Here is a 25,664-nt window from a genome sequence, read left to right as displayed (position 1 = left end):
TAATGCTGTGTTTTTTGATTGACAATTAATTTTTGTGGACCATCAAAGTGATAAGGGGGAGGTGAGTATCAATCACAGTAGGTGAAGTCTGTTTCACATTGCAGTTATGAGTATCCGGTTTCAATTACCAGCTGGCGCTCGTAGAGGATAACTCGATCACCTCACCCCTTTGTTTTGATGGTCGGTTTTGCCTGTTGCTGTACTTCAGTGTCTTCTTTAAGTACTTGTTCATAAACATTCTGTAGTTCTTCATCATTGAAACTTAGACGAATTTTCTTTTGTGCAGCCAATGCTGCAACATTTAGCCTGAAGTCATGATCACCGGTTAGCGTTAATGGCCTGCCGCCATTCTTCTCAAGGGCAAGCTTAATGGCAAACATAATCGCGTTCTCATCATCCTTTTCAACGACTGAAACCCATTCGCGGGAATCTTCAACAACCAACCGTTTCCCAAAATAGTACGAGACATTACCGTTGTTCCTCACGCGGAATGTAATGTCTGAGTAAAGAATGCTTGCGGCCTGCTGGTTTTGCTGTATGAAACCATAATCAGGTGTGGATGACTGATCTGCTTGCGTATAGCGTCTGAGTTCGTGCAAAGCTGCACAATCGCCATCATCAATTCGTTTTTGAAGAAATTCTATGTAACGATTCCGTGTAACCATTGAGTTTCGGAATGTCTGCCTTTCAAGTTCAAGATCACGCTCCAGGACTTCCTGCGCCGCCATCTTTTCAAGCTTTAACCTGGCCAGCTCGGCATTACGTCCCCTTAAATCCGTATTATCCCTCCTGACCTTCCGCACGCGCTCCCGGTATCCTTTATGGAAATGTACACGAGTTGACTTTTGTCCGGATTTGAACTCTGCCCATAATTTCTGGTAAGAATTCTCAGGTTTCTGTTTCCAGCTTCTGAACTCAGCCCAGTAATCAATTGACGGTGTGACCTGCAGATGCAGGTCACCTTTACTCTGCTGCCTTGAAAACTCCGACAATATATATTGTCCTGCCTCAGTCCAGCTAAAATGAAGCTCTTTGGTCAAAAAATCAGTAACACTATAATTTCTGTTACCACACCGAATACGATCGGCTCCATCTTTCGCTTTAGATACTGAGTATTTCTCTGATGATAATCCATGCGTATGCTCAAGAGCTTTGAGGAATGACAGCACATTGATGTGGCGGTGTATCAGTTTCCATTTCTCTTTATCCATTTCCTCAATAGTCATTGCAGAGTCAATAATATTCACCCTTAATGATTCAACAACGTTGTCAGCTGTTTTTGAAGTGTTTTTTACCGATAGCTCCGCAAAGCTATACTCACGCCTCTGCTTCCATAGGTTTATTGTTGATTCTCCTCCTCCATTTCTATCATCAACTCGATCAATTGGGTATCGCAAAGCAGGGGAAACTCTTTCTCCGGAAACATCCATATTCTCCTGTGTGACACTTTGCAGAAACAAAGAGGTTTCCTTGTAGATAGCAATATCCATTGGGCTGCTGTGCAGTTCCCGCATGGTATATCCAGAAATAATTTGTCCTCTTTGATTGTAGATACGAACAGTCCCTCGTCCATCATCTTGTGAAACGCTGGGTTCTTGATACGTTTGATTTCTTCTGACACGGTATTTCTCCTTTAGTTCCTGAGCAACCATTTCGCTTAAAGATAATTGTTCTGTTTTATAACTGGCATTGTGAGTCTTGTTTTTATCCGACTGAATAAACCTGTCAATAAACCTTAGTTTAGACTGGTCATCCATCTGTTTATAACTTTTGAATTCTTTAGAGTTCGGATGGAGATATTTTATCTCGTAGGAACGAAGCTTCAGCCAATGTTCCAGTGAAACAGTATCATTAACTTCATCCTGTTTTTTCTTGTCATCTGTTCTGGTTGCGACCTGCGATGACAGATAGTTTAGTTTTTCTGATTTGGATAAGTTAATAAATTCTCGACTAAATACAAACTCCTTTAGATTTACTCCCTTCGGAGAACCCGTTTTTTTTAGGTTGAGATAATCTCCTGAAATACCTTTTCTTACCTTAACAACACCATTCTTTTTGAGTTCATGAATAAACGTATCGTAAGTGATGTTCTCTGTACTGAGTATTGTAGACAGCAGCTCCTGCTTAACGCCTTTAGCATCAGATTTGAATACATCGCCTTTATAACGAGATATAAAATCACTGATTTCAGTAATATTCAATCGGCGATTATCTCTTGGGCTTTCTAACCCGTACTTTGTATTTATCGACTCCTGGATGGCTTCAATATATCTTTCATTATGGGGATAATAACCAACGGGGCTGAGGTACGATCCATCGCACATGTTAACCTTAGGAATGATAATATGAATATGCGGTTTACGTTCCTCCATCTCCCCTGTTGATTCATTAAGTACACTTTTAATTTTTGGCAAATGAGCTTCTGCATAAAATGCATACTCATCCTCATCATATGCGTTAAATAACTGAGTGCGAAACTCATCAAGAACTGTTTTAAGTTGCTCTTTAGAGATATAATCTTCTTTGAAACTTAGAGTAATATGCAGATACCTGTCATCTCCCTTATCGGGCATGGCATTAACTATATTATCTGTAACATCCAGATCACCATGAAGAATAATTCGTTTATCCAGTTCGTCACGATGTAACGAACTCCCCTCTTTTTTACCTGTACGGAGGTATTCAGCAAAACCTGAATTATAACCACGAACACGAATTATCATCTTGAGTTAGCCTGTGTTTTTTTTGCTTCTTCTAATAAAAGGGATAGCTGATTTAAAACACGTTCTGTCAGTGCAGGGCCTATCAACCCTGCGAGCATCGCTGTATTCAACGCATGAGCCATCTGATTACAGTTATTGGCAATATTTTTTAGCAGTCTTAACGACTCACGCATGTCGGTTGTCATTTGTGGAGCAACGATGATCTCGGTACGATCTGTCATTACACAATCTCTGAAAAATTCAGATTGCTTTAAGCCACTTGCCGCCAGACGTTTTTCATACTCAGTTTTCGTTGCAGCGGTTATTCGAAAAGCAACCCGTTCGGTCAGTCTTTCGCTTTCGGGTATGGTTGGCCTTGGCATTAAAATACCTCGTATAACGTCAGTTATATTTTCAGGAGCGTAGCTCCGGGTTTCAAAGGGGCACCCTTTGGCGCGGGTCATGTGAGAAAAAACGTAGTTTTTGTCGAACATGACGAACGTGCCTGTTTTTTTAAGGCTTTTGAACTGCAACGGCTGTTGCCGGGAAAAAACAGCCTACCAGGCCCCATTTAACGCATTTCTTCCGCATCCTGGCCGCACAGTCTTGCAGATGTAACGCACGCTACCGCACGACCATGCACAGGGCCGCTCAGGTTCGCACAGGCACGCTCTCATGTGCAGTTCACGCGCATCTCAAACGCAGCAAAAAATAACGCTTTCAGATTGAAATTCTCTCAATTATCACATAGCATCACTCTAAATTTCAATTAATACGTATTATTCGTAATGTCGAACAGAAGAAAAAATGCAGCCAAAACGAGCTTACCCGTTGAGGTAACACCAGATGAGTTAGAAGCTAAGCTTTTGGATTATCAGAAAGCTTATGCACCCTTAGCTGCGCGTTCATCACGACTTGATCCATACAAAAACCTCATTGAGAAATTATATTCAGATTCTTACTCACATGGTCAAATAGCTGATTTTCTTATTACTATTGGAGTAACTGTTCACAGCACCACTGTGGGACGTTTCATATCAAAAAAAATAAAAGGTATATCACGAAAGAGTGTACAGAATGGCAATCCAGCGCCAGTCAAACCCAATCATAGCGACGATTCATCAGCTGTAGTCAAACAGCTAAATGATCTAAAACGACCTAAAGCAAGGTCATTAAACTATTCACCTTATAACAATGAAAGTTCAAAGGAAGACTAAAATGGCCAAACATAAACCATTTAAACAAGTTCATATCATTCTTCAGGGGAAAGGTGGCTGCGGAAAGTCATTAGTGGGCACCATATTGGCTCAGTACTTCAAGCTTTATAAAGGACGAAATATAGAAGCATTTGATCTTGATCAGGTAAATACGACTTTAAGCCAGTATAAAAACCTTGACGTTAAGCATATACGTATTACTGAAAAAGATAACATAAATGAAATTAACCAACGATTGCTTGATGGATTCATACAGGCAATCATTGAAAGTGATGCCGAAACAATCATCGTTGACACAGGATCAAATACCTTTCTCAATTTACTGGATTATCTTATTCAAAATCAGATTTTTGACCTCTTTTATTCATTTCAAATTACGCCTGTTATACATACCGTAATAGTTGGTTCCGGTGATTATAATGACACCCTGCATGGTGCAAAAACTATCATTGAAAATCTTAGCGTTCCCGTAGTTGTCTGGGTTAATGAATATTATGGTGAAGTAATCGAACGCTTGCAGTCTTCTGAGATAAGCAGTGACAAATATACGCATGCAAATACAATTGCTGCATTCATGCTACTCCCCAAACTGAATACAAAACTTCAGGGCAAGGATCTTGAAATTTTCATTACAAATCGACTGACAATCCCTGAGATTGAAACATGTAAAGACCTGAGCCTTGTTGCAAAAATTCGTGTAAGAAAAATCTTTGCGGATTACTTCAATGACCTGGATAAAATCGGAATACTGAATAACAACGAGGAATAAAACTATGTCAGCACTTTTCGAGAACTATGATGATTTTTGCGAAGAGGTTTATCGCCTTTTCAAATACGATTTACGTGGAGGAGAAAATGAATATCGTGTAATCGGATACATGATATTCGTAGCCGTATCGAAGGCTTACGAGGAACAGGTGGACAAACTTTCCCATATAACAGAAAGTATGGAAAAGACCATTGTACAGCATGAAGAAATCAGCTCCGGCACCCGTAAAGGGCTAATGTCTTCTGTTAAACTTCTTTCTGAAATACTTGATAAAAAATATAAAGAAATTAATGACCTCCGGACAGAAGTACATGAAGATCTGACAAAAAAAATTGAAGAGGAAATGTATGCCATGGCGGCACGTGCCCTTAAAGACGCCATGAGCAAAAATGGGTTAACTCTAAATCAGCAGCTCAGCTCTACCATTCAGGAATTAAACTCCGCATCGGCTGATGTGATTTCCAGTACAGACAGAATGACTAAAAGCATCAAAAAGTCTCTTGCTGCTTCAACACTACGACTATTTTGTCTTCCATTACTGGGGACGATAGCGGGAGTTGTATTAGTTCTTATTTTGCAAAGTGTAGGGGCTATATCTCTTCCTGTGCAGGTGAATCTGGATACAGATGCGTTTATCCAGCAAATTTTCTCACATTCAAGGTAGGAGGCCACATGTTTCGCTCAGTTACTTTTTTAGTGCTATTACTAAACAGTGGGCTTTCACATGCTTATTGCTTCAAGGAAGCAGGTAAGGCGATGCAAATCGATCCTCTTTTACTTCTTGCCATTTCCATACAAGAAAGCAGATTGAAATCTGAAGCAATAGGCGTAAACAGAAATAGCCAAAACCAGATTGTGAGCATGGATTATGGATTAATGCAGATCAACAGCAAAAATCTGGAGAAAATTTTTTCTAATTTTGGCATAAACCGCAGCATTCTGCTCAATCAGCCCTGTATTAACGTATATGCTGGTGCGTATATTCTTCGCGATAATTTTAATAAATGGGGAGAAAACTGGTGGTCAGTAGGTGCTTATAACGCGGGGGTTAAAAAATCATCAGTCCAACAGGCAAAACGTGAAAAGTATTCACATGAGGTGAAAGGGATTTACATGAATCTGATCAGGTTGGACAAGGAAGGAAAAATTGACTGGTAAATCAGGAGAAACACCGCATGTTAAATGAATCTCATCTTAATGATGCTCAACAGGCCAATATGGCCGATTCGAACGCGAAACCCACTGTTAACCTGAGACCAGTTAAGTCACCTCACTTTCGTTATCAGGACGGTTTTACAGGTGATTTTTATATTGAGCTTGTGTATGACGCTGATATCTATTTTCCTCCTGACTCTTCGGATATGACCGAGGCAGAGATAGCCGCTTGTGTCACCCAGTGGTTAAATTTGTTCAACTGGAATGTTTACCCGGAAGTTGTTTTGAAAGGAAGATCTCGTCGCCCGGATATTGTCTCGGTGAAAGGTCCATGGGTACAAGTAGTTGAAACCAAGAAGGCATTAGGACTACCGCTTCTCGAACAAGTCACCAGTTGGCAGACACACCGGCAACCAGATCACTGTGGTATACCGCACCTGATTTATGCCGCGGTTAAACGCACCGGCGGGCGCCGAAGCGATTTTGCTGTTTCATTGCTTAAACAATATGGAATTGGTCTCATTGAAGTTAGCAAAATCACAGGTGGTCATTTCAACTCAAAGTTTACTGCCAGTTCACATTACCGTTTGAGAATTGAACATGAGCCGACGCTACAGCCAGGATCTCGCAGACTTGGCCATATCATCCGTGAACAACTCAGAGAGGACATGAAAGTAGCCACGGCCGGCACTACCGGAAATGGCGATTATATGACTGACTGGAAACGGACCATGCTACGTGTGGAAACGTTGATGCAGGATGGAGAACAGCGTACAACATCGGAGATTGTTTCATTCCTGGACGCGACAGGTGGACATCACTGGTGCTCAAGAGCGAGTGCTTTAAGTGGAGTAAATGCATCATTGACCAGACTTGGCTACGTGCAAAAACCCTATGCCCATGGAATACAACATGCCTGGTCATGGGACTCAGTCTTATGTCGAAGTGTGTTAAAAGGGGCTTTGAAAAAAAAGAAATTTAACCCCCTATAGATAGCATTTACCGGAATGATCGCCTTTTACAGAATATTATACGTTCAGGTGTAACTACTCTGAGTGACTATTTAATTAAAAACAATAAAGGAGCACAAAAAATGGATACGTTTGAGTTTGATATGGAGACATTTGTCACCGACACGGAAGAGCAGGATATCAATCTGTGTCCTCAGACCCGGCACGAGCTGACGGAGATGCGACCACTTTACCCCGAACTGGTGCACTGGAGTCACTTTGCATTCTTTGTTGCCTGGGGAGCGTACTCACAGGACATTTACGCCATCAGTTGGGTTGACTGGATGACAGGGCACCGGGATGAAGGCTTTCTTGCATACTGTTATGTCAGCCAGCGTTGGCCAGCTTTTGATTTTGGTGGCACAGGGCTTTATGACGAGGATATTCAGGATCTGGCTGCGCAACATCCCTGGAATTGCTCTCCTATGCCACCGGCTCCTGAATGGTTACCCCATCATTGCCGGTAGGAAACAGCAAGGATGAATATTAGTGGTAGACCACATAATGAGGATTAACATGATTAAATCAGAATACCGTGGGAAACTTCTGTCGGAAATTCCTGATGAGGATTTTGAAGAGCCGTTTGAAACGTGGTCGGGAACATTACCGGCCCTGGTTCTTGCATCAACCCGAGCAGTACCGATCAGTGCTAATTGTCAGTGGAGGTTGGCGTCAACGTCTTGTGGCGGACACAGGAAAGATACATTCCCAGCGGCTGTACTACTGCTGGATATCTGTGAAGAAATGACGAATGTTGTCAGTGAAATCGCCAATTCGGCTTTCACTGACGAATACCTGGGATACTATGAGTCTCTGTCTGACACAGAACAGCGGTCAATACTGTCCGATTATTCCAGGTATCTTGAATCCGCTGGTCTTACATGTAGTGATGTGAATCTGAAGTTATTCAGCCAGGACTTATATCCACTGGACGCTACTCCTGCAAATCTCATCAGACTGTCATCTTCGGGCAGTGAGGTTGAGCCTGATGCTTACTGCGACAGCCTGGTGATGTTTATCATCGGACCTACCTAGTCAATTCAAGCAACTAAAAAAAAATAGCACTGAGTGGGAGGTCAAAACCTATGGTTCGGAGGAAGAAACATTGACCTATTACTCACTAAGCGAAGCTCTGCTCGATCAGGCGCAACGCTATTCTAAAACGAACCAAAATACTCTAAATAGTGACAGTTAAAAGTTAAATCCACCATTCAGGCCGCATCAGCGGCCATTTTTCATGCTTCCAGTTCAGTTATTACTCCACAATCTGTGATATCCTCACGTTTAAACAAGCAAAATCAGAATTTTCAATACATACTTATTGTTCGAAAACCATGAGTAAAATCTAGCCAAGGCCAGCTATAAAATGACCACAGAAAGCAAAAAAAGCCAGCTTAACGCAAATAATGAAACAAATAATGTTTCCGATCCATTCAACTCAGATGAAGCAACTCACTTTGATGCAAACATTCTGAGCTCACAATCGATGCATGAGCTTTGGGCATCAATCACCGCAGGAATGCCGGATGAAGGTGAAGACAAGGCCACGACAAGCCCTACAAAAGGCCAGGAACTGGCAGACAAAATGGTCAGTTCAGATTACAAATCAAAATTACCAAAACCTTTCTAAAACCAGGGTATTCAGGGAGCAAAGAGGTTTAACGCTCCTTGTCGTCTGATCACGCTGCGCTCCAAGAATCACTTCTGATAAATAACTTACCTTGTCGCGTTCGCGTATATTCACCCTCTCGCAAATCAGCGAGACTGGCGAAATTTTCTTTTTTTTCTGACTGTAAAACCTCTCCGCCATCTGGAAAACAAGCAAAAACCTGCTGAATCACAACGTAACTACCATTACCATTATCGATTATTTTAAGAATAAATTTCTTATTTCCTTTTTTGTTTTTATTTATATTTTCGAACAACACTACCATAATAATTACCTGCCTTTTGAATAGTTGCCAACCAACTTACAATACTTGATTAAATACATCCGAAATATCTTTCCTGTGAGTTATGCACACATAGCAGGAACCTCCCCAACATTCGGATCTTTTTCCGTTACGCACAAATCTTTTCTCTTAATAATTGACTCCATGGTCTGCTGGCCAGAGAGTCCTAACTGGTAGTAGGTTTGGCCACGCTGCATCATTCTGTCGTACATAGCCGCTTTACCTTTTGCAATCTGGATCACACCAAACCGCAAATAGTACAGGGCAGCACTGCCTGGTGTATAGCCATCAATCATTGTCCGGAGACGCGGGTATTCCTCATGAATGATGAAAGATGCTGAATCGGCATCGATGAGCATTTCATCATCCTGGCAGAAGGTGACTATCTTTTTCATTCCATCCGGAGTACTGATAGAACGGGCGGCTAGCGGGTCATCTCCACCGTCGAAATAGACCATTTCAGCCATCGGATCGACCAGACCCGTTGTAACCGAATCATCTCCCCAGCGGCCGACTTTCAACCAGTAAGGTTCAGGGATAGGTGTCCTTTCTACCGGATTCATTTCTGGCTCATCCTCCAGTAAATCCAGCACACCATAGCTCCAGACCTTATGATAAATTTCGAGTGCCCTGTATGGCCTGGCATTAAAGTGATGAAAACTCCACATAAAGTCGATATGGATCAGAGCGGCTTCCGAAACCAGACGAAACTGAGGCTCCGCCATACGACGATTATGCGCATTATCTTCAACGGACCCATCAATAATCCCCAGCAACACTTCATCAGCTCGTAATTGCTCAGCAAAATCCACACTGCAGCAGATATGCAGTAAGCGCTCCAGAAATAATGGAGAGTAAACGTCAGGCTGAATTTTTATGTACCCACCACTGTAAATTGTCCTGCCTACCGGATGCCTGTCTTCCCAGGCATAACGACGCTTGGCCAGATAGCGCTGAATACGATTTAAGTACATCATATAGCCATATTTTTCAGGATCGGAATTCAGCAGTGTTTCCATTGATTTATCCAATCCAACAGCCTGACATAACGAACAGCCAAAACGCGCACCACAGGCCTCATTCCGTCGCTTATCAGTAGCCGTCCAGACACACTCTCCGGTCGCGGCGCGGTACATCTCCGCCGTTTCGTTGTTATTCTCCAGATAACTCGGCAGCGGATACTGAGGACCTGTGCCACAGGAAAGCAGGAACTCCCAGACATCTGTCGCCAGCCAGTTTTTGACAGGATATAACTCGCCACCATCGCGTTTTTTCACAACGGTATCTGCACGTCCTTTCTTTTTGGCAATATTACCGGCGCGAGTACTGCTCTCAGCATCACGACTCCCCAGCATCAGGCAAACCCGCCCTTTCAGACGTTTCCCCTCGAGGAAAGCATTTTTAGCCCGCTGTGCGGCATTGATCTTTAGATCGTTGGAGCACTGGCGAACCGACGAGTTGGCGAAAGTTGGTAATCCGCGACCTGTCAGTATACGGCCTGTCCAGCTCGATGTTATTCCGGGTTTTGCCAGTACGATTGTCAGGGGTAACTTTTCGTCATCTATAAATCTTTGCAGTGCAGCCAGTTTCTTCTGAGCCAGCCAGTGGACTTCGGGATTCTCGATGCCGGTGTCTGTATGCAGAATGAAATGATTGCGACTGGTAATTTCACCACTGCGAACAACCCGAACAAGTGCCATCAGAAATAAATGCAGGAGGCTTTCAGAATCCTTGCCACTTGAGTAACCCAGCATCATTGTCCAGCCACTGCTCATCGCCTGGTAGATAGCCTCTACTGATGAAGTGATAAGACCCGATAATGCAACATCCCGCCCCGCATCTGTCGCGTTCAGCACCGGGCTTGTACGTAAGGTTTCGAAAACAGAATCCCATTTATCGCCTTTCAGGATCATTTTTTCTGGTTGGAAACTGGTATTACTCATAGCGATTACTCTCCCGAATTACGGCGGGTGTCCGGCAGGAATGTGTCAGGCCTGCGTGTGTTCGACAAATGATCCGGATTTAATAGCTGATACAAGGCGAGTAGCTGCTTCGCGCTGTCCGCGAATATTTGCCATAATCTTCCCGGTTTCCTTGCTCACACAAAGTCCCTGCCACCGGCTGTAAAGAAAGAAATCATCCCGTTCCCGTCGATTGGTCTGGGCAGCCATACCCTTGAGTCTCTGGCATACCGATAAAACCGTCATAGTCTCCAGCAATTCCTGTACGGCAAAACCAAAAGCATTCACCATGACTGCAGTAAACGTCAGCCATTCCTGAACGTATTCACCGTACCCCGACACCATCGCATCAGATAACCCGGTAAATTCACACCATGCCTCCCAGATGGCTCTCAAATCGTCCTGCTGCTGTCCCCTGTCTGAATCATCACTAACCCGGATAAAACGTCCTGAAGCATCGCAGAATGCTTTAAATGATACCCAGTATGGTGTTTTGCCCGTGATGTTGGTGCGCTCAAAATCTGTAACCCGGAACAGCACATCATTTGACTCCACCATTTCTCTGACCATCTGGCTGAGAATGTTTGTGCGATCGTAAGCCAGATTGATGGCGGCATTTGGCTTAGAAGCATTACCGTTAATATCCGCGAAAAATTGCTGACGAACGGCGCAAGGAAGGTTTTCTGTCAACTCGACGGTAACTGTCTGGGTATCCAGATTGCACAGCAGCTCGCAGGTTTCCAGAATACCGACATTACGATGCTGCCCATCAAACAGATCAATTTTAGAACTCATTGGTATTGTAACCGTACCAAATCCCGGAAACTGGGGAGAGGGTTCAACAATAATCTCACCGTCAATATTCCCAATTAAAGGCGGGATGATGTAGTCTGATTTCGTGGAAAGGGCATTCACCAGGTAATCGGCAAATGCTGTAGCGCGTTTCTGATTAAGAACTCTCTGAGAACGTTCAAGCGTATGCTGTTGACGATTAACAGCCAGGACACGAAACAGTTCAGTAAAAGTGACACTGATAGTCAGTACTCTACGGCCACCCTGTTGCCCAATAAGACACGGATAGGTGAATTTATTCAACTGTTGATTATTATTCATTGCAGAATCCTTTTCTAAATATTTACCTGCCATCGCCAGACAGCAGGCATAGATGTTATTTAATGTATGACTGGCAAAAATCAAAAGCTTCTGTACATAATTGTTCCCTGGCATAAGAAAGAAGACGATCGTACTTACCCTGCAATACAGTTAATTCAAACATTTCCTGTATATACTGATTTTTATTAATACCCAGCAATTCATAATTAATTACAACAAAGAGAAATATCAAGGTAGATATAATTCCAAGCTCTCTTTCATTAACAATAACAACTTCAGAATCTGGAGAATAACGTAATGAATAGTAATCCTGTCGGGCGGGGAGATAGAAACCAAGAAGAGGGTTAACTTCACAATAATCAAATGTTGTATTCCAGCGTGATACAACCATTTTATTAATTACAGAGAACAGAATCTGCGGGGCTAACACTGCGAATTTTCCATAAACCGTTACAGTAACGGCAGACATGGCAGCACGACCTGAATGAATAACTTCACTCGACATAAAGATACTCCATCCCGAATTACGGCGGGAGTCCGACCAAAGAATTATCTCTTTGAATAAATACATTTTAATATAATAATAAATAAATAACCAGGAATATTATTGACTTTTATAAAAAACTCAGTCAGATATTTAATACTCAATTCGTCAACTGCTAAATCGCGGGGTCCCACTTGTGGGTTCCGATTTAGTGGTTTACGACACACGAAATAATATTCTGCTAACAGGGGGTTGGATTCCACAGGGAGCCAACCCCCATGATAAGACGGCCTTTAATACCGCTGATGCTTGCGAATAGTATGGTAGAAATTTAAAACATTAACAGCTACTTATAGACCATATTTTGTATAAAGCTCCTTTTCAGGGGAGCTTATCCCAGGGTTACGCAAATTTTCGTATACGAAAATTTATCAGGCCGGTGAACGGGGACGGTTTCCAGCAGTATGATTATCCATCGGGGTATGTTCCGTACCCTTCGCTCGCAAGTCGTTAAGCAATGAGGCCCCCATGTGAACAGTCTGGATCATTTTATCTTCAAACAAACACCAGGTATCTGGTGATTTCCCCGCTTCGACTTCCGCTGCGTATGAGGTGGCATCTTCCATCTTATAGAGTTCGATAACCTGATCTTTATTTTTCTCAAACCAGTTGAGATAGTCCTCTCCAGATATAACCACCGGCGTTGACTTTGATTCGCTTGCAAGGAATTTAATACGTTCATCAAACTCGCTGCTCCCTGGTTTCACTCCTTTAATTTGATTGAAGAAATGCAGGGAATTAGTCAGAATCAGACAACTCTTAGCATCAACCCCGGAAATTAGTGAAGTATAACGTTTTTCGTATTCCTCACTGATAACAGCATCACTGGCAGTGGCTAATCCATCCAGAATGACTGAAAAATTATCAGATGGTTTTTCATTCTGCTGATCAGATGTTTTGCGGTCTGCCGATTGTGAGGATTTGATCAAGGAAAGGCTGTTAAAAGCCTCATCATCGAGGACAATGTCACACCCGCTTAAATAACCTTTATCGTTGGTCAGTTTATAAATGGATACATCATAATCCAGATTAGCGCCTTTGAACTGTTGGTCAGCGGCTTGATAATAAGATTCAGCGGCAGCTAAAGAGTAATAAATATTACCTTCATTTGAAGTGGAGTGTTGTAAATCGTCATTCCCCCAGTACACAACAGGATAATTAAATTTACTCACTTCACTACGCACATTTTCTTCGGGCGGATTCTTTGCCAGATTATTATTAAGGAGTTTGATATTTATGATATCAATATCTACAGCAATTCTGCGGCAAGAATCATTATTATCAGCTCTGAATTCCTTTTCATATTGCTTTTCTAATTCTTCAATTTTTTTGTTAAGCATATCAACCATACCCTGATTCAGATTGTCATCAGGGATATGAAGTGTTTTATTTTCCCAGACACCACCAATAACAGCGTTCTTGGCTGAATCAAATATCCGGAACCGGGAGGGGGTAAGATAACCAACATCTCTTTCAAATTCATCTATCATAAACTCTTTGTTTTTTTCACGATTTTGCGCGTCAAACTCTTTTACTATTTTTAGCGCGTCGCTGATTGAATTTGCTCCCTCGCCAATTTCAAACTCCACAACGCCTTCGAATGTGCCATATAATGGTTGCATATCATCGACTGGCGTCGTTTCAGTGCCCCTCACCACAACCCGATAGGCTTTATTTTCTCGCTCGAGTCGGATTCTGTTTTTCTCTTGCTTTTCAACAGATTCCGCGATTACCTTTTTTGAAGTCAGTTTCTCACCGCGACTGAAATCCTCAAAATTGAGTGTCCACCACCCCTCTCCTGGATCTGCTTGTTCGATCTTATTTGACAGTTCTCTGGCCATGTCATAGCAGAACTTGCTGTCAATGCCGCCTTTGTCATACAGGTCTGAAAACCTGACAACAGCATCACCGAGCCTGTTGTTAAGTTCTGCATTATCAATCAGATCGAGTTCAGATAATCGGCAAAGGGTATCAACCTCAGCCTCAATTTTCGCAATTTCAACAGCATTATCTATATTCATAAAAACCTCATTTCCGAATAATACGTACTAATCGTACACTTTTGATTATACATTTTTATATTTTATCTGCTGTTTAAAATTCAGCTAAACATCACAAAAGGCAGTCAGTAAAATACAACCTTCGTCACAAAGCATCTGATGACAAAAAATCACCGTAAAATTCCCATCAGAGCACCTGAATACGATGCAATCTGTGCAATTTTGAAAAAACATAAGGGAACATGGCAAAACGCGTCTGAAGGCACTGTGGAAAATCACAGCTGGACAGAAGGTCCCGCTTGCTATATTACTGAATAAGGAACTCTGACAGGGTCAGACTTCCTCACATGCTAACTTCACAGGAGAACCCGAACATGGGCAAAGTTGTCAGATTAGTACCGAAAATCGCCGCCAGAAAGTCTGATCCCTGGTGTTCACCTCTCGTTCTTGAGGACGGAACCAGAATTTCAGGTGGCGCTGCGCGTGAAAAACGTCTTAAAGCGGTCGGCGGGGTAGACCAGCTGTTGCGCGATACACTGGATAACGCCAGCCGTCTGGCCAGTGCGAAAACCAGAAAAGCTAACTAACCCATTGAATCAGGAGTAAAAAATGGGAATTTTTGACAATAACACCCTGAATGGCAATATTGCCAGGATCCAGGAAATGCACCAGGGTAAAGCCGGGGCAAAAATAATCAGTGATACCTTCAAAAAAGACGGTATGGCACTTGAGCCGCACCATGTTACAGCGTTGCTTGCTGCCGTCCCTGAACTGAAGAAAAAATCACTGAAAAAGAAAACGGCTAAAGCCGTGATCCGCAAGTGTGCCAGCAAAAAACCGACGAACACCACAGGAGGTGACTTTGTTCCTGAAGGGACCTGATGTGAGATTACCCGGCAGATATCCGCTCTGACAGGGATATCTGCACTTTTTCGTATACGAAAAAATGCTCTCTCCTTTGATCCGCATATCTGCGGATAAACTGGTATAGATCCGCACGCCCTCCCCTCCCCTCTTTTTTCGGTTAACACTACATATAGCGCCATTCTCAGCTGTACGAACCACTATATATAGTAATTTCCTGCAAAGTGTCCATATCCGGTATCTGAAAATAAGGATCGCGCCTTGCGTTATAATACGAATTTCTTCGATAACTTACGCAAAAAGGATCGCGCGCCGGATATTTTTTTTCAATGCAGACGTCCGGTGAATGATGCACAATACTGTACAGAGACACAGTTATTTGTGTTCGGACCCCTGAAAAATTTTTCGTATACGAAAAATCAGGGCAGCGCGAATTTTAAAATCTGAGGATTTATCAGGGCAATGACTCAGCAGATTTCACGTAGCATACGGCAAAATTTTCGCGAACAGATGGTGATCGGGGACCAGAATCAGCCCGGAACCTTTCACCAGATCGACTGGCAGCGTGCCGTTGCACTCCGGCGTATGGCCATCGCGAAAACAAATGCACCGAAATATCTTCTCGCCCCGGAAGTGTCTGCCCTTCTGTGGTATCTCGATGACCTGCGCCAGCTGGCGTATTTCAGTACGTTATGGAATACCGGCGCCCGACCGAACGAAGCGCTGGCGCTGAGCAGGGACAGTTTTGAACTCAGTGAGATCCAGCCGTTCGTCAACCTGCGAACCCTGAAACAACGTAGCCGGGGTAAAGGGCGGCCACGGAAAGATGAAAAGGTGTTCAGGACAGTGCCGCTTTATGATGCGTCCTATGTCAGACTCATGCGCCAGGTATTTGCGAGCTTTCCGTCAGCCAAGTCCGATCCCATCTGGCCGGAATCGCATGACACCGTTTCGCGCTGGCTCAGCCGCGCACTGGAAAGAGCGGCAGCCGACAACGTGGCACTGTCACTCAGTGCAGTGACACCCAAAACGTTCCGGCACAGCTTTGCTGTTCACCTGCTGTATAACCACATCAGCGAACGGGAACTCCAGGAGTTTATGGGGCATACCCGCGCCGAAAGCACCCAGGTCTATACGCGAATTTTCACGCTCGATGCGTCAACCCGACAGTCCATCACGTTCAGTTTCGACGGTTACAGTGCAGCACAGGCACTCCGCCTCGATACCGACAGCAGCGAGTGACCGCAGATAACGGTACGATTTTTTCGTATACGAAAAATTCAGTCATGGACGGAATCAGTAAGCGAAGCGGCAAAATTCAGAAGAGCAGGGTATCGACTATTATCATTGATTCATACCTGGCTTAAGGGGTATAACGTATCCAGCCACAACAGTGGATATTGAAATAAAAAGAAGGCACATGTGATGAAAGTTAAAGAGCTGATTGAACAGCTTCAACAGCTGGACCCTGAAGCCGTTGTGGTGGTTGCCGGTTTTGAAACCCAGAGTACAGGCATAGTTGCCGGAGCAGACATTATCAGGGAATGCCTGACGACTTCCAGACATGAAGATACTATGCAGGGAAACCGCGTACTGACAAATGACGGGACGGCTTCGGTCTGGATTGGGTGGAGCAATGACTACCGGACGGAGTATTTTTCTCAGGCAATTGATGATCCCGACGAACTGGCATAACAGTGCGCGACCAGTAAAGGTCAGTTCTGAATTTTTCGTATACGAAAAAATCCTGACTGATGCTCAGTAAAACGAAGCGGTAAAAACAGGGAAGGGAGATTCTGAAAAAATTTCGTATACGAAAATTTTGTACACAGACACTAACCGAAGGCTCCCACGGATGGCCTGATGTAATCAGCATTCAGGAGAGGCTTTTTTCCTGATGCTTCACCTTTCGGTGCTTCTGGCAGAGCATTAAGTTTGCCGGAGGCGCGAACCAGTACCTTCAGGTTTAACGTTGTTATCAGTAGCCATAAATCATCTCAGTTCCTGTTCGCCATTGCGACATGACCACTCATGCCCAAACGCCGGAAACAGAGAGCCAGGACTTCACGGTTCATGATCTCTGTATAGAGAGGAATACGTGGTTGCTGGAAATACTCATCGGTTCTAGAAACCGCTCACCATCCCCGAAGTGACGATATTTCAGTAAGTTAGTGAAATCAAATTCGCCATTTTTTCGTATACGAAAAATTATGTATCACCTGCTGCCCTCATTGACTAATAATTGCATGTCTTACACAGTAAGAGTATAATTAGAACTATAACAGATAAGGTGACATGGAATGAAATTGCTCCACTTTATAGAGACCAGCGTATTTCAACGGAAAATTGAAACCCTGCTGAGTCATGACGAGTACCTGAATTTTCAGGAGCACCTGAGACAAAACCCGGAATCAGGGGCCACCATATCGGCTACAGGTGGTTGCCGTAAAGTCAGATGGGCTATTCAAGGAAAAGGAAAGAGCGGTGGTATCCGCGTGATTTACTATTATTTAAACCAGGAAGGGGAAATTTACCTGCTGCTGGTTTATCCTAAAAATGAAATGGAAAACCTGAGTGACGAACAGAAAGCTCAGCTCCGCAAAGTTATTTCCATGATCGAGGGGGAATGATGAAAGACGAACTCTTCAAAGAACTGATGGATAGCGCTGCTGAGGCAGTAGAAATCAGGAAAGGGCGTCGCACAGCTGCTCGTGTGACCACCTATGAAATCCCTGATGTGAAAGCTATCCGGGACACAACCGGACTGACTCAGCAACAGTTTGCACAGGCTGTCGGTGTTTCTCCCTCACTGGTTGAAGCATGGGAACAGCACCGGCGCATACCCAACGGCAGCAGCCTGAAACTGTTATGCGTTCTCCAGCAACATCCGTCGATGCTCAGAATGCTGCAGGCCGTCTGAAAACTTTTCGTATACGAAAAAAAACCCCGGCAACTGACCGGGGTGGTAAACCTGGGCGGGTTTAAAATATTATCGACATCGTGCCGGAACATCATGCAACGACGCATCGAGATACTGTAAAATTTGTTCTTTATCCAGCGTTGCGAACCGGCTTAATGACCACTTCAGTTCCATACTGATAATGGCCCGCTCCAGCATTACAGGAGGGCCTGACTCTTCATAACGCCTCCAGCTGCGTTCACCACATCCCATCGCCAGTGCGGCCTGAGCCTGAGTCCAGCCCTGACTCTTGCGCCAGAGCCTGAGATCAAATCCGGTCATATTAGTGAGCAAATAAAGCAGGGCTTAGGCTGTCTGAATGATAACTTTCCCATTCAGCATCATCCATTACTTCCCAGCCTTTCCATTCGCAGAATTCCATAAACGTTTTATTTTCAGTGCAGCGCCACTCCTGTGTACCCGGACGGCGTAAATACCAGCATTGTGCTTCGTTTTCACGTTCTGACAGAGCCATATCAGTTACCCTCCTACACTTGATAATTTTCGTTTGATACGTATTATTCGTAATTATAGTAAACCAGTTGACGATCCATGTACACGCTTTGATTCAAAATTTATGATTAAATCGACGCGAACTATTTGCATATATTGCTCAGCTTGTATAATTTACTGGTGCCGGTCATCTCGCTTCATTAACCCTGGGGGGGTTTGTTATGAGTTGTTCCGGCATTTTTTACCAATTGAGTCTGTGAAATATCGCGGGCTCAGTATTATTTTCTTCCCTATATTCCGTTAAAGCAGAAAACCATGATGACGTCTTAATTTTATATTCAGACGGAAGAAGGGTTGACCGTAGCGATTTACAGCGCAGGTAAGATTTGATTTTTCGTATACGAAAAATTCAATGAGAGCAGGCAGACACACCGACGATTCCCACTCAGACATAAACCAGGAAACTCACCACTGGTGCATGCAAAAATTTCGTATACGAAAAAATACTGGAAGTGTGACCGGCCATTATGGCCGATCACTGGCATCACATACCGAAACTTTGCGATGATCGCGGAGAGTTTTGTGTATGATTTTGTTCAGGAGAGCTGGCCATGTCGGCGCTATCAGGGTGTGTCAGTGAGTGTGCTTCATCCTGGAACAGCATGTGGCTGGCATACAATCTGAGGGCAGGGGAATCCCAGAAGTCATCAGCATCGCGGCATTCAGGTGAATCATGAGAAGTCAGAAATTCGCAATACCGGCTTCGCAGCTTCTCCTCATCGAGTACATTTCTTTCCAGTAAATCGGCCAGATATGGCACAAGCGTTTCCTTAAAAAACGAAACTGCCTCTGCATTCCTGAATTTTTCAACAACGATTTCATCTGAGCCATCAAGATAAAAATCAAACAACCGGTTATTGCTCAATGAGTCCATATAGTCACAATGGATGTCATGAACAATAGCATCAGCTCTTTGAATATAATCAGGCGAAGGATTCAGTTCCTGTGGAAACTCAGGGAATTTATCCCTGGTATCATGCATTACATGCAGAAAGTTAATACGCAGATTCTCGACCGCACGTTGTTTTAAATCTTCTTCATTACATCCCACCGGCAGCTGTCTGAAATAACCAGCATCGAGTACAGGACGGAAAAAATCACTTGGTAATGCCATAGATCACCTCAGAATAGAAGGAAAGGGCATTACGAATTATACATATTAATCGTAAATAAGTGCGCTCAAACTGTCCCTGCTAACAATTAACTTGTGTCAGAACTCTCATTCTCCCCACTCAAATCATCTGGATCTGCACTTATACCTTTAACAGACACACTACCTGCAGGCACAGGCGTTACGGATACTAAACAAAATGCGGGGGCAGTTATCTGATGTACACCATAATTAACATTTTTGGTTTCTCCTGCAGATTCGCTCCGCAGCGGGGTGACTGTGTTGCCATCGGAGTTCTGTTCGTCAATGACTGAGCGGTAACGCGCTATTGTCTGACGGGACAATGAAGTGATGCCGGCAATGGCCACCAGGGTGATTCTGGCGCCAGCCTCTGTGAGTTTTCTGACGGCCGCACGAATCCGGCTCGATGTGTCCTGTTGCCGTTTTCCATGAGTCCTGCTGGCCGCCATGCGCTGACGCTCATCCAGTGGAATGGATTTGTCGAGTTGCATGGCTCCCCGGTGACAGCGGGAATTACCGGTGTAAAAGTCCCACGTCCATCGTGAGACACTTTTAACGGTCGCTTTAACCTGAGAAAGAGAAAGGTTGGCGGAAAAGCCACGGGCGCGGAAGTTATTGTGATTGTGGGCATAGGCCTCAACTTCCTGCAGGAAGCGCGGATAAGACGATGTCTCGCGCATATGGCCAACAATCGAGTAAGCATAAAAGCGCAACTCTTCAAACATTGTGCAATGACGTGAATGCGCCACAGCATCGAGATCGGGACCTTTGTTCCAGCTGCGCGTCGGCAGTTCGACATAATCCGCCAGCTCGCCCAGCTCATATTCCTGGTCATGTACTTCTGTTGTATCCCACCAGGGATGGAAAGGTGTTTTGGCCACCGGCCCCGAGTAGGCCGTATCGGCATCGAGCTTTATGGCCATGGCCTGGTAAATGGCCTTCATGTACTGGAGAGGTTTGCTCCGGGCATTTTCAGAGGTGCATACAGGGATAATGGCGTAATAGAGATGTGCATGGCCATTCTTACGATTACGCACAATGAAGTTTGGTGCCGGTAATCCGCGGTCGTCCCAGATATTGGCATTACTGTGGTCAAGATCGAAGATAAGCCAGGACACCATGCCGCTTCGGTTAACCTGCATGTACGGATAACGGATGGCATAGCGAACCGGCCGCACGATAGCAGCGGTTTTATTATCGCTGCAGCGCGGCAGGTATGGCGCTTCGTTCAGCAGGCGTTGCGCTGAAGAAGAATGAGTCCATGCGGCTGACTGGGTAGTCACAGGATTTCAGTCCGTATGTACCCAGCGAAAATGTGCATGTATGCAGAAGCAGTACAGCCGAAATTTGCTGAAAAAATCATCCTTATCCCTTTTTCGGTGCGCAAAAAACTTGCGAGCCGTCAAAAGAGGAAGTAAGATGACCTCAGAGTTCGATGTTTGCAATTTGCAGGACGTTACCAGCGTTCCCACACATCAAGGTCTTTTTTTCTTACTTCCGCTTTCTAGCGACTCATCACTTGGGGTCTTGTGTTACCAGCACAAGGCCCTTTGTCATTTATCAGTCTTTAGCTTTTGATTTTTACTTTTACGTTCTTTAATTCTCCGGTCTGGCTGGAAATTGTATCCAGTGCCTGAATTGTGTTCTTAAAGTAGCGTGGCTTTTTAGTCGCAGTGGTCAGACGTACCGTTTTACCAAAAACAGTTTTTAAGTCGACGACAGTGCGCTTACGTTCATCAGATGGATCAACTGAAATGATCACTCCAGTTATGGCACCTGATTTGGCAAGTTCATTGAAAACCGATAATTGCATGATTTTCCCTCACCACATAATTTACTAATTACACATTATCAGTATACAATCCTGTTGTAGCAAGCCATTTTTAACCATTTCCCGATCTTTTTTTGAGGTAAAAATAGTATATAAAATGAGCACTAAAACAGGGCACACAGAGACAACCTCGATCCGAAATAACCGGATTATTCGCAGGGCAATCATTCCGCAAAAATATCATCACGCCGCAAAACTAATGGCCAAATCACTCAACATTCCTGTGGGTGAAATTTATGATGAAGCGGTCGAGAGCTTCCTGATCGCGCCCAGCCTGGATCTGAACGATTACATTCGTGTTGGCAGAAAGAACAATCCCCCCAAGGTAAGTTTCTGGCTGGATGTTCGTGTAAGCAACAAAGCGCAAACACTCGCAGAGCTGCTTGGTATCACAGAGCACGAAGTACTGTTAACCGCAATCATTGCTTACGCCAAAAAACACAAATTCGATCGCGTCAGGATCTGAACTATAGTACTCAGAGGATCGCTCTCCGTCCAGTACGTATAAATCGTAACACATTACTTTTTACATTAAAGCAAGTCCTTATCACGCTTCCAGACTCATAAATTTGAGTTATGTTTTAGTCATTTTTCCCCACATCCCTCGAATCATGCTAACCTCATGAAAGTACATGACTTAGCTCCCCCCTACGACATGACAAATTTTTTCGTATACGAAAAACTCTCTCTTACTCAGACACCGTAACCCCAAAGAAAAGCCGATTCCATGTCGGTATAAATTAGGTTCACTTTTGGCCCAAATTACATATAATACGTACTAATCGTAATTTTTAGGCGCTAAGATTATGGCAAACTCGAATACAGAGAAAACACCTGAACTGACCAAAACGGAGGACCTAATCCCTCCTCTGGAAAGGCTGATTAAAGAGGCCAAAGACGCCATTGCGCTTGCTAATCGTCTGTCTAAAGTAGTGCTTTATCAGGCCATTATCATCGCAGTCTTGTCTGTTTTACTCATTATTGCCGTCATTGCGGTCATTAATTCTGATAATAAGTATTTTGCATCATCACCGGACGGAAAAATAACACCAATGGTGGCCCTTGACAGCCCTGTGATTAATGATAATGGAATTAAACTATTTACCAGGGATACACTTTACGATGTATTAAATCTTGATTTTGATACATGGCGTGAGGACCTTGAAAAAGGTCGGGTAGGTTTTATTGATGAAGGTCTTGGGAATCTTATTAAAGCAGTCAAAGACGCAGGCATTATTGCCATCATGGAAAAAGACCGCGTCAACCTCAGAACAGAGTTCGGTACACCGATAATTAGTCAAAAAGGATTTAAAAAGAAAGTTGACGCCTGGACATGGGTCGTTCAAATACCCATTACTTATAATTTCGTGGGACAAAACACCACCTCCAAGCCGTTAAAATTTATTCTTATCGCTACCATTCAGGCCGTTGATAACAAGACCAACCCGAAAGGTGTTGCTATTTCTCAGGTAGTAACTGTACCGCAAAAATAATACGGATCAGATTATGATTTCAAAATATAGATACCTGTTTGCTGTTTTGGGAATTGCATGTACTGCAGCCAGCGCTGATACCCAGAAACCGTCTGCTGACGCAGGTCCAAATGTCCGTATGGTTGATTCAGTTTCGCCTGGGAACGGCAATGTTGCACCTGTCCGACCTTTTCCTGAACAGGACGCAGAAACCCGACCTCAGAATACTCAGACTCAGGAGGATTCAGCGCTTGAAGATCAGCGGAAAAGAATGCTGGGAGAGGAGCAGGACGGGCAAACGGCCCCCCGTTTTCCCGATAAAACTACCTATGGACCAGGAACAACTGATGGCAATTCTTCAGCGCGTTCCGGCAGTTCGCAACAGGATGTAATGACAACCAAACAAGCTTTGATGGAAAAAATTTCTCCTGTGTCTCCTGATGTTATCAAGGAAGCCTTAGCTAACCGGGATAAATTCAGTGCCAGCCTGAACCAGAGTGTCATCAACTCGGTACCGCGATCAAGTTCTCAGACCATCAGCCTGTCTCCTGGGGCATCGCAACCTGTCGTTCGGGTTGCTCCTGGTCGTCCGACGTACATCGTTTTTGAGGATATCACCGGTTCTCCATGGCCACTGGCTGATAAAGTGATTAACAGTGGTGGTGATAACCGTTTTTATGTACGGAGTTTCACTGATACACCCATTGTTCTCGTACAGCCTCTGGTTACATATGGCGATGGTGACATCGGAGTGTTACTCAAGGATCTCCCCGTTCCGATTACCATCGTTCTCGCAAACACTGAGCCGAATGCCAGTGATAAAACGTTTGTGTATGACAGCAGAATTAATCTGCGGGTTCCGCGCAGAGGCCCACTGGCTCCTGCGCATTCCATTACCAGCATTTCAAAAATAGCACTCAGCAGCCCGGAGTTACAGTCCATGCTGGATGGTATAGCGCCAGCTGATGCCACCCGCTTAAAAACAGATAACCCGCAAGTAAAAGCCTGGCGTCGCGGGGATAAACTTTATCTGCGCACGACTATGGAGTCTAAATCACAGTTTTCTAAAACATTGTCTTCAGCTGATGGGACTCATGTGTATGAAATGGAGCTGTCACCATTCGTTGCATTAATGCAACAGGGCAGTACCGTAACGGTGAAGGTGGAATTATAAATGGCCAAAAAGTCGATTGTTGGGGGAGATAAGCGTCGCAATGCCTTTATTGTAGGCGGGTTCTTTTGTTTCATTATTTTCTGCATTGCGGTTGCATGGTTTGTTTCACTGGCCAGTAAATCAGAACAGGCACCAGAAGCGTCACGTATTATTAAAGCCAGCAATAAAGAAAAAGTAACCACAGCGCAGAATCAGGCTTATATAAAACAACTTGATGGGTATAACACTCAAAAGGGATCGGCTGCATACCAGAACGGGAATAGCTGGATATCTATTCCGGCCTATTACAGTGAAGAAGTGAAACCCAAAACAACTGAAACCGCCCAGACGCAATACCGCATCAAAACAGAAACAACGGCACAACAATACCGGCAACCAGGGATGAAACCTGCAAATATTGCCCGTCAGGAAGCACAGGCAATACTGGATGCCGCTGAAGCATCGTGGCGCTATGCAACACCTGTTGATTCTGAGGCAAAGGAAGTGACTCAATATGCTTCTTCATTTATGCCAGCAGTCACAGCAAATCCGACGCTAAACGCTGCGGCCCCGACCGCTGCACCTGCCGTTATACCTTTCAAACTCTACGATGCACTGAAGCTATGTCCGGCAAAACTACTTACGCAGCTGGATACGGATACAAATTCAATCGTCCGCGCCACGTTGATGTGTGCTGAACTGTCCGGGGCTACCCTGCTGGCCTCAGGCTATAAACTGGTTGGTGAGGACATCGATATGACCTTCTCTCTGATGTCATATCGGGGTAGAAACGATCGAATAGCCAAAACCTACAGAATTCAGGCAAAACCAATAGATTTGGATACCGGTCGCTCAATGCTTTCCGGCAATGTCAATAATCGCTACTTCAGTCGCATTGTTATACCGGCTCTGGCCCTGGGTGTAGCCAAGACTGGCCAGCTTTATGAAAAAACGACTGCACAGGAAAGCTATGTAAGCAACGGCACTGTCGTTACCAGCAGTGATGGCAAGGTCAGCACAGACCAGATCAAAGGCACTTTTTTTGGAGGCCTGGCACAACAGACTGCTGATGTTCTTAAAGCAGATAATGCCCGGACACCACCTATTCAGGTAGAACGGTCTGACAAACCCACTTTTGGGGTCATTTTTATTGAGCCTGTCATGAGTTCTGATGCGATTGAAAAAACAGACAGCAATACCACACAACAAGCATCGTACAGCCAGCCAGCCGCTCAGAAACAGATTGAAGAACAGCGCAGCTTTACACCGGGTCAGAATACAGGTGGACCTATTTTTAACTCTGTTTCTCCTGAGTAA

Annotated in this window: 30 protein-coding genes; 18 read left to right on the top strand and 12 right to left on the bottom strand. The window is 44.2% G+C overall.

Annotated elements, in window-relative coordinates:
• Positions 1-161: 161 nt before the first annotated feature.
• Together OGY18_RS04170 and OGY18_RS04165 are read right to left on the bottom strand one after the other, a co-directional pair.
• Positions 162-2,723 (bottom strand): LPD7 domain-containing protein, encoded by a 2,562-nt coding sequence (locus OGY18_RS04170; RefSeq protein WP_286551952.1) that lies wholly within the window; start codon positions 2,721-2,723, stop codon positions 162-164.
• A complete protein-coding gene (locus tag OGY18_RS04165) occupies positions 2,720-3,196 on the bottom strand; it encodes a plasmid mobilization protein (protein WP_115490233.1) in 477 nt (158 codons plus the stop codon). Before OGY18_RS04165 ends, OGY18_RS04170 begins: the two co-directional genes overlap by 4 nt.
• A 294-nt stretch (positions 3,197-3,490) precedes the next feature.
• On the opposite strand from OGY18_RS04165, the gene OGY18_RS04160 reads away from it, so the two are divergent.
• The 8 genes from OGY18_RS04160 to OGY18_RS04125 all read left to right on the top strand — a co-directional run bounded on the left by OGY18_RS04160 (position 3,491) and on the right by OGY18_RS04125 (position 8,483).
• Complete coding sequence (locus OGY18_RS04160) at positions 3,491-3,919, top strand: hypothetical protein (RefSeq protein WP_286551950.1); 429 nt, start codon at positions 3,491-3,493, stop codon at positions 3,917-3,919.
• Between the two features lies 1 nt (position 3,920).
• A complete protein-coding gene (locus tag OGY18_RS04155) occupies positions 3,921-4,688 on the top strand; it encodes a P-loop NTPase family protein (RefSeq protein WP_286551948.1) in 768 nt (255 codons plus the stop codon).
• 4 nt (positions 4,689-4,692) lie between these two features.
• Positions 4,693-5,352: a hypothetical protein gene (locus OGY18_RS04150; RefSeq protein ID WP_286551946.1), complete on the top strand. Its 660-nt coding sequence runs from the start codon at positions 4,693-4,695 to the stop codon at positions 5,350-5,352.
• A gap of 8 nt (positions 5,353-5,360) precedes the next feature.
• Positions 5,361-5,846, top strand: a complete 486-nt coding sequence (locus OGY18_RS04145) for a lytic transglycosylase domain-containing protein (protein WP_286551944.1) — start codon at positions 5,361-5,363, stop codon at positions 5,844-5,846.
• Positions 5,847-5,863: 17 nt separating this feature from the next.
• Positions 5,864-6,835, top strand: coding sequence for a hypothetical protein (locus tag OGY18_RS04140; protein WP_286551942.1), 972 nt, complete (start codon positions 5,864-5,866; stop codon positions 6,833-6,835).
• A 101-nt stretch (positions 6,836-6,936) separates the two neighbouring features.
• Positions 6,937-7,320: a hypothetical protein gene (locus OGY18_RS04135; protein WP_286551940.1), complete on the top strand. Its 384-nt coding sequence runs from the start codon at positions 6,937-6,939 to the stop codon at positions 7,318-7,320.
• Positions 7,321-7,369: 49 nt separating this feature from the next.
• The gene (locus OGY18_RS04130) at positions 7,370-7,888 is read left to right on the top strand and encodes a hypothetical protein (protein ID WP_286551938.1); all 519 of its coding nucleotides are present in this window, start codon (positions 7,370-7,372) and stop codon (positions 7,886-7,888) included.
• A gap of 331 nt (positions 7,889-8,219) precedes the next feature.
• Positions 8,220-8,483, top strand: coding sequence for a hypothetical protein (locus OGY18_RS04125; protein ID WP_286546362.1), 264 nt, complete (start codon positions 8,220-8,222; stop codon positions 8,481-8,483).
• Between the two features lie 49 nt (positions 8,484-8,532).
• Here OGY18_RS04125 and OGY18_RS04120 read toward each other — a convergent pair whose 3' ends face one another.
• The 5 genes from OGY18_RS04120 to OGY18_RS04100 form a co-directional block, all read right to left on the bottom strand.
• Entirely contained in the window at positions 8,533-8,787 is a 255-nt protein-coding gene (locus tag OGY18_RS04120) for a hypothetical protein (protein ID WP_286546365.1), read from the bottom strand.
• Positions 8,788-8,867: 80 nt separating this feature from the next.
• Positions 8,868-10,748 (bottom strand): phosphoadenosine phosphosulfate reductase domain-containing protein, encoded by a 1,881-nt coding sequence (locus OGY18_RS04115; protein ID WP_286551936.1) that lies wholly within the window; start codon positions 10,746-10,748, stop codon positions 8,868-8,870.
• Between the two features lie 45 nt (positions 10,749-10,793).
• A complete protein-coding gene (locus tag OGY18_RS04110) occupies positions 10,794-11,879 on the bottom strand; it encodes a DGQHR domain-containing protein (protein ID WP_286545964.1) in 1,086 nt (361 codons plus the stop codon).
• A 55-nt stretch (positions 11,880-11,934) separates the two neighbouring features.
• Positions 11,935-12,384: a hypothetical protein gene (locus OGY18_RS04105; RefSeq protein WP_286551933.1), complete on the bottom strand. Its 450-nt coding sequence runs from the start codon at positions 12,382-12,384 to the stop codon at positions 11,935-11,937.
• A gap of 410 nt (positions 12,385-12,794) precedes the next feature.
• On the bottom strand, positions 12,795-14,444 hold the full coding sequence (locus OGY18_RS04100; protein WP_286551931.1) for a hypothetical protein: 1,650 nt from the start codon (positions 14,442-14,444) through the stop codon (positions 12,795-12,797).
• Positions 14,445-14,797: 353 nt separating this feature from the next.
• Between OGY18_RS04100 and OGY18_RS04095 the strand changes: the two genes are divergently transcribed.
• The 6 genes from OGY18_RS04095 to nadS all read left to right on the top strand — a co-directional run bounded on the left by OGY18_RS04095 (position 14,798) and on the right by nadS (position 18,207).
• Entirely contained in the window at positions 14,798-15,010 is a 213-nt protein-coding gene (locus tag OGY18_RS04095; protein WP_286551928.1) for a hypothetical protein, read from the top strand.
• 22 nt (positions 15,011-15,032) lie between these two features.
• On the top strand, positions 15,033-15,305 hold the full coding sequence (locus OGY18_RS04090; RefSeq protein ID WP_015062202.1) for a hypothetical protein: 273 nt from the start codon (positions 15,033-15,035) through the stop codon (positions 15,303-15,305).
• A 444-nt stretch (positions 15,306-15,749) separates the two neighbouring features.
• Positions 15,750-16,529 carry a tyrosine-type recombinase/integrase gene (locus OGY18_RS04085; RefSeq protein WP_286545979.1) on the top strand — a complete coding sequence of 260 codons (780 nt, stop codon included), beginning with the start codon at positions 15,750-15,752 and terminating at the stop codon, positions 16,527-16,529.
• Between the two features lie 183 nt (positions 16,530-16,712).
• A complete protein-coding gene (locus OGY18_RS04080; RefSeq protein ID WP_286551976.1) occupies positions 16,713-16,982 on the top strand; it encodes a hypothetical protein in 270 nt (89 codons plus the stop codon).
• 605 nt (positions 16,983-17,587) lie between these two features.
• Complete coding sequence (locus tag OGY18_RS04075) at positions 17,588-17,917, top strand: type II toxin-antitoxin system RelE/ParE family toxin (protein WP_015062286.1); 330 nt, start codon at positions 17,588-17,590, stop codon at positions 17,915-17,917.
• The gene (gene nadS, locus OGY18_RS04070; RefSeq protein ID WP_320338568.1) at positions 17,914-18,207 is read left to right on the top strand and encodes a NadS family protein; all 294 of its coding nucleotides are present in this window, start codon (positions 17,914-17,916) and stop codon (positions 18,205-18,207) included. The genes OGY18_RS04075 and nadS overlap by 4 nt, the downstream gene beginning before the upstream one ends.
• Positions 18,208-18,276: 69 nt before the next feature.
• On the opposite strand, the gene OGY18_RS04065 is transcribed toward nadS, so the two are convergent.
• The 5 genes from OGY18_RS04065 to OGY18_RS04045 all read right to left on the bottom strand — a co-directional run bounded on the left by OGY18_RS04065 (position 18,277) and on the right by OGY18_RS04045 (position 21,704).
• On the bottom strand, positions 18,277-18,528 hold the full coding sequence (locus tag OGY18_RS04065) for a helix-turn-helix domain-containing protein (protein ID WP_286551925.1): 252 nt from the start codon (positions 18,526-18,528) through the stop codon (positions 18,277-18,279).
• Position 18,529: 1 nt separating this feature from the next.
• Positions 18,530-18,721, bottom strand: coding sequence for a hypothetical protein (locus OGY18_RS04060; protein ID WP_115490214.1), 192 nt, complete (start codon positions 18,719-18,721; stop codon positions 18,530-18,532).
• 522 nt (positions 18,722-19,243) lie between these two features.
• Positions 19,244-19,873, bottom strand: coding sequence for a hypothetical protein (locus OGY18_RS04055; protein ID WP_286551923.1), 630 nt, complete (start codon positions 19,871-19,873; stop codon positions 19,244-19,246).
• Between the two features lie 86 nt (positions 19,874-19,959).
• Positions 19,960-21,174 (bottom strand): replication initiation protein, encoded by a 1,215-nt coding sequence (locus OGY18_RS04050; protein WP_286551921.1) that lies wholly within the window; start codon positions 21,172-21,174, stop codon positions 19,960-19,962.
• Positions 21,175-21,458: 284 nt separating this feature from the next.
• Positions 21,459-21,704, bottom strand: coding sequence for a hypothetical protein (locus tag OGY18_RS04045; RefSeq protein WP_115490211.1), 246 nt, complete (start codon positions 21,702-21,704; stop codon positions 21,459-21,461).
• Positions 21,705-21,819: 115 nt separating this feature from the next.
• Between OGY18_RS04045 and OGY18_RS04040 the strand changes: the two genes are divergently transcribed.
• The 4 genes from OGY18_RS04040 to OGY18_RS04025 all read left to right on the top strand — a co-directional run bounded on the left by OGY18_RS04040 (position 21,820) and on the right by OGY18_RS04025 (position 25,664).
• Entirely contained in the window at positions 21,820-22,188 is a 369-nt protein-coding gene (locus OGY18_RS04040; protein WP_200059048.1) for a hypothetical protein, read from the top strand.
• A gap of 340 nt (positions 22,189-22,528) precedes the next feature.
• The gene (locus OGY18_RS04035; RefSeq protein ID WP_286551918.1) at positions 22,529-23,215 is read left to right on the top strand and encodes a DotI/IcmL family type IV secretion protein; all 687 of its coding nucleotides are present in this window, start codon (positions 22,529-22,531) and stop codon (positions 23,213-23,215) included.
• 13 nt (positions 23,216-23,228) lie between these two features.
• Positions 23,229-24,368, top strand: a complete 1,140-nt coding sequence (locus OGY18_RS04030) for a DotH/IcmK family type IV secretion protein (RefSeq protein ID WP_286551916.1) — start codon at positions 23,229-23,231, stop codon at positions 24,366-24,368.
• Complete coding sequence (locus tag OGY18_RS04025; protein ID WP_286551914.1) at positions 24,369-25,664, top strand: hypothetical protein; 1,296 nt, start codon at positions 24,369-24,371, stop codon at positions 25,662-25,664. It abuts the gene before it with no gap.

The sequence above is a fragment of the Citrobacter sp. Cpo142 genome (assembly GCF_030332425.1).
In the GTDB taxonomy this organism is placed as follows: Bacteria; Pseudomonadota; Gammaproteobacteria; order Enterobacterales; family Enterobacteriaceae; genus Citrobacter; species Citrobacter portucalensis.
Note: the sequence above shows the minus strand (reverse complement) of the source record. Positions and strands in the feature narration are given on the sequence as shown.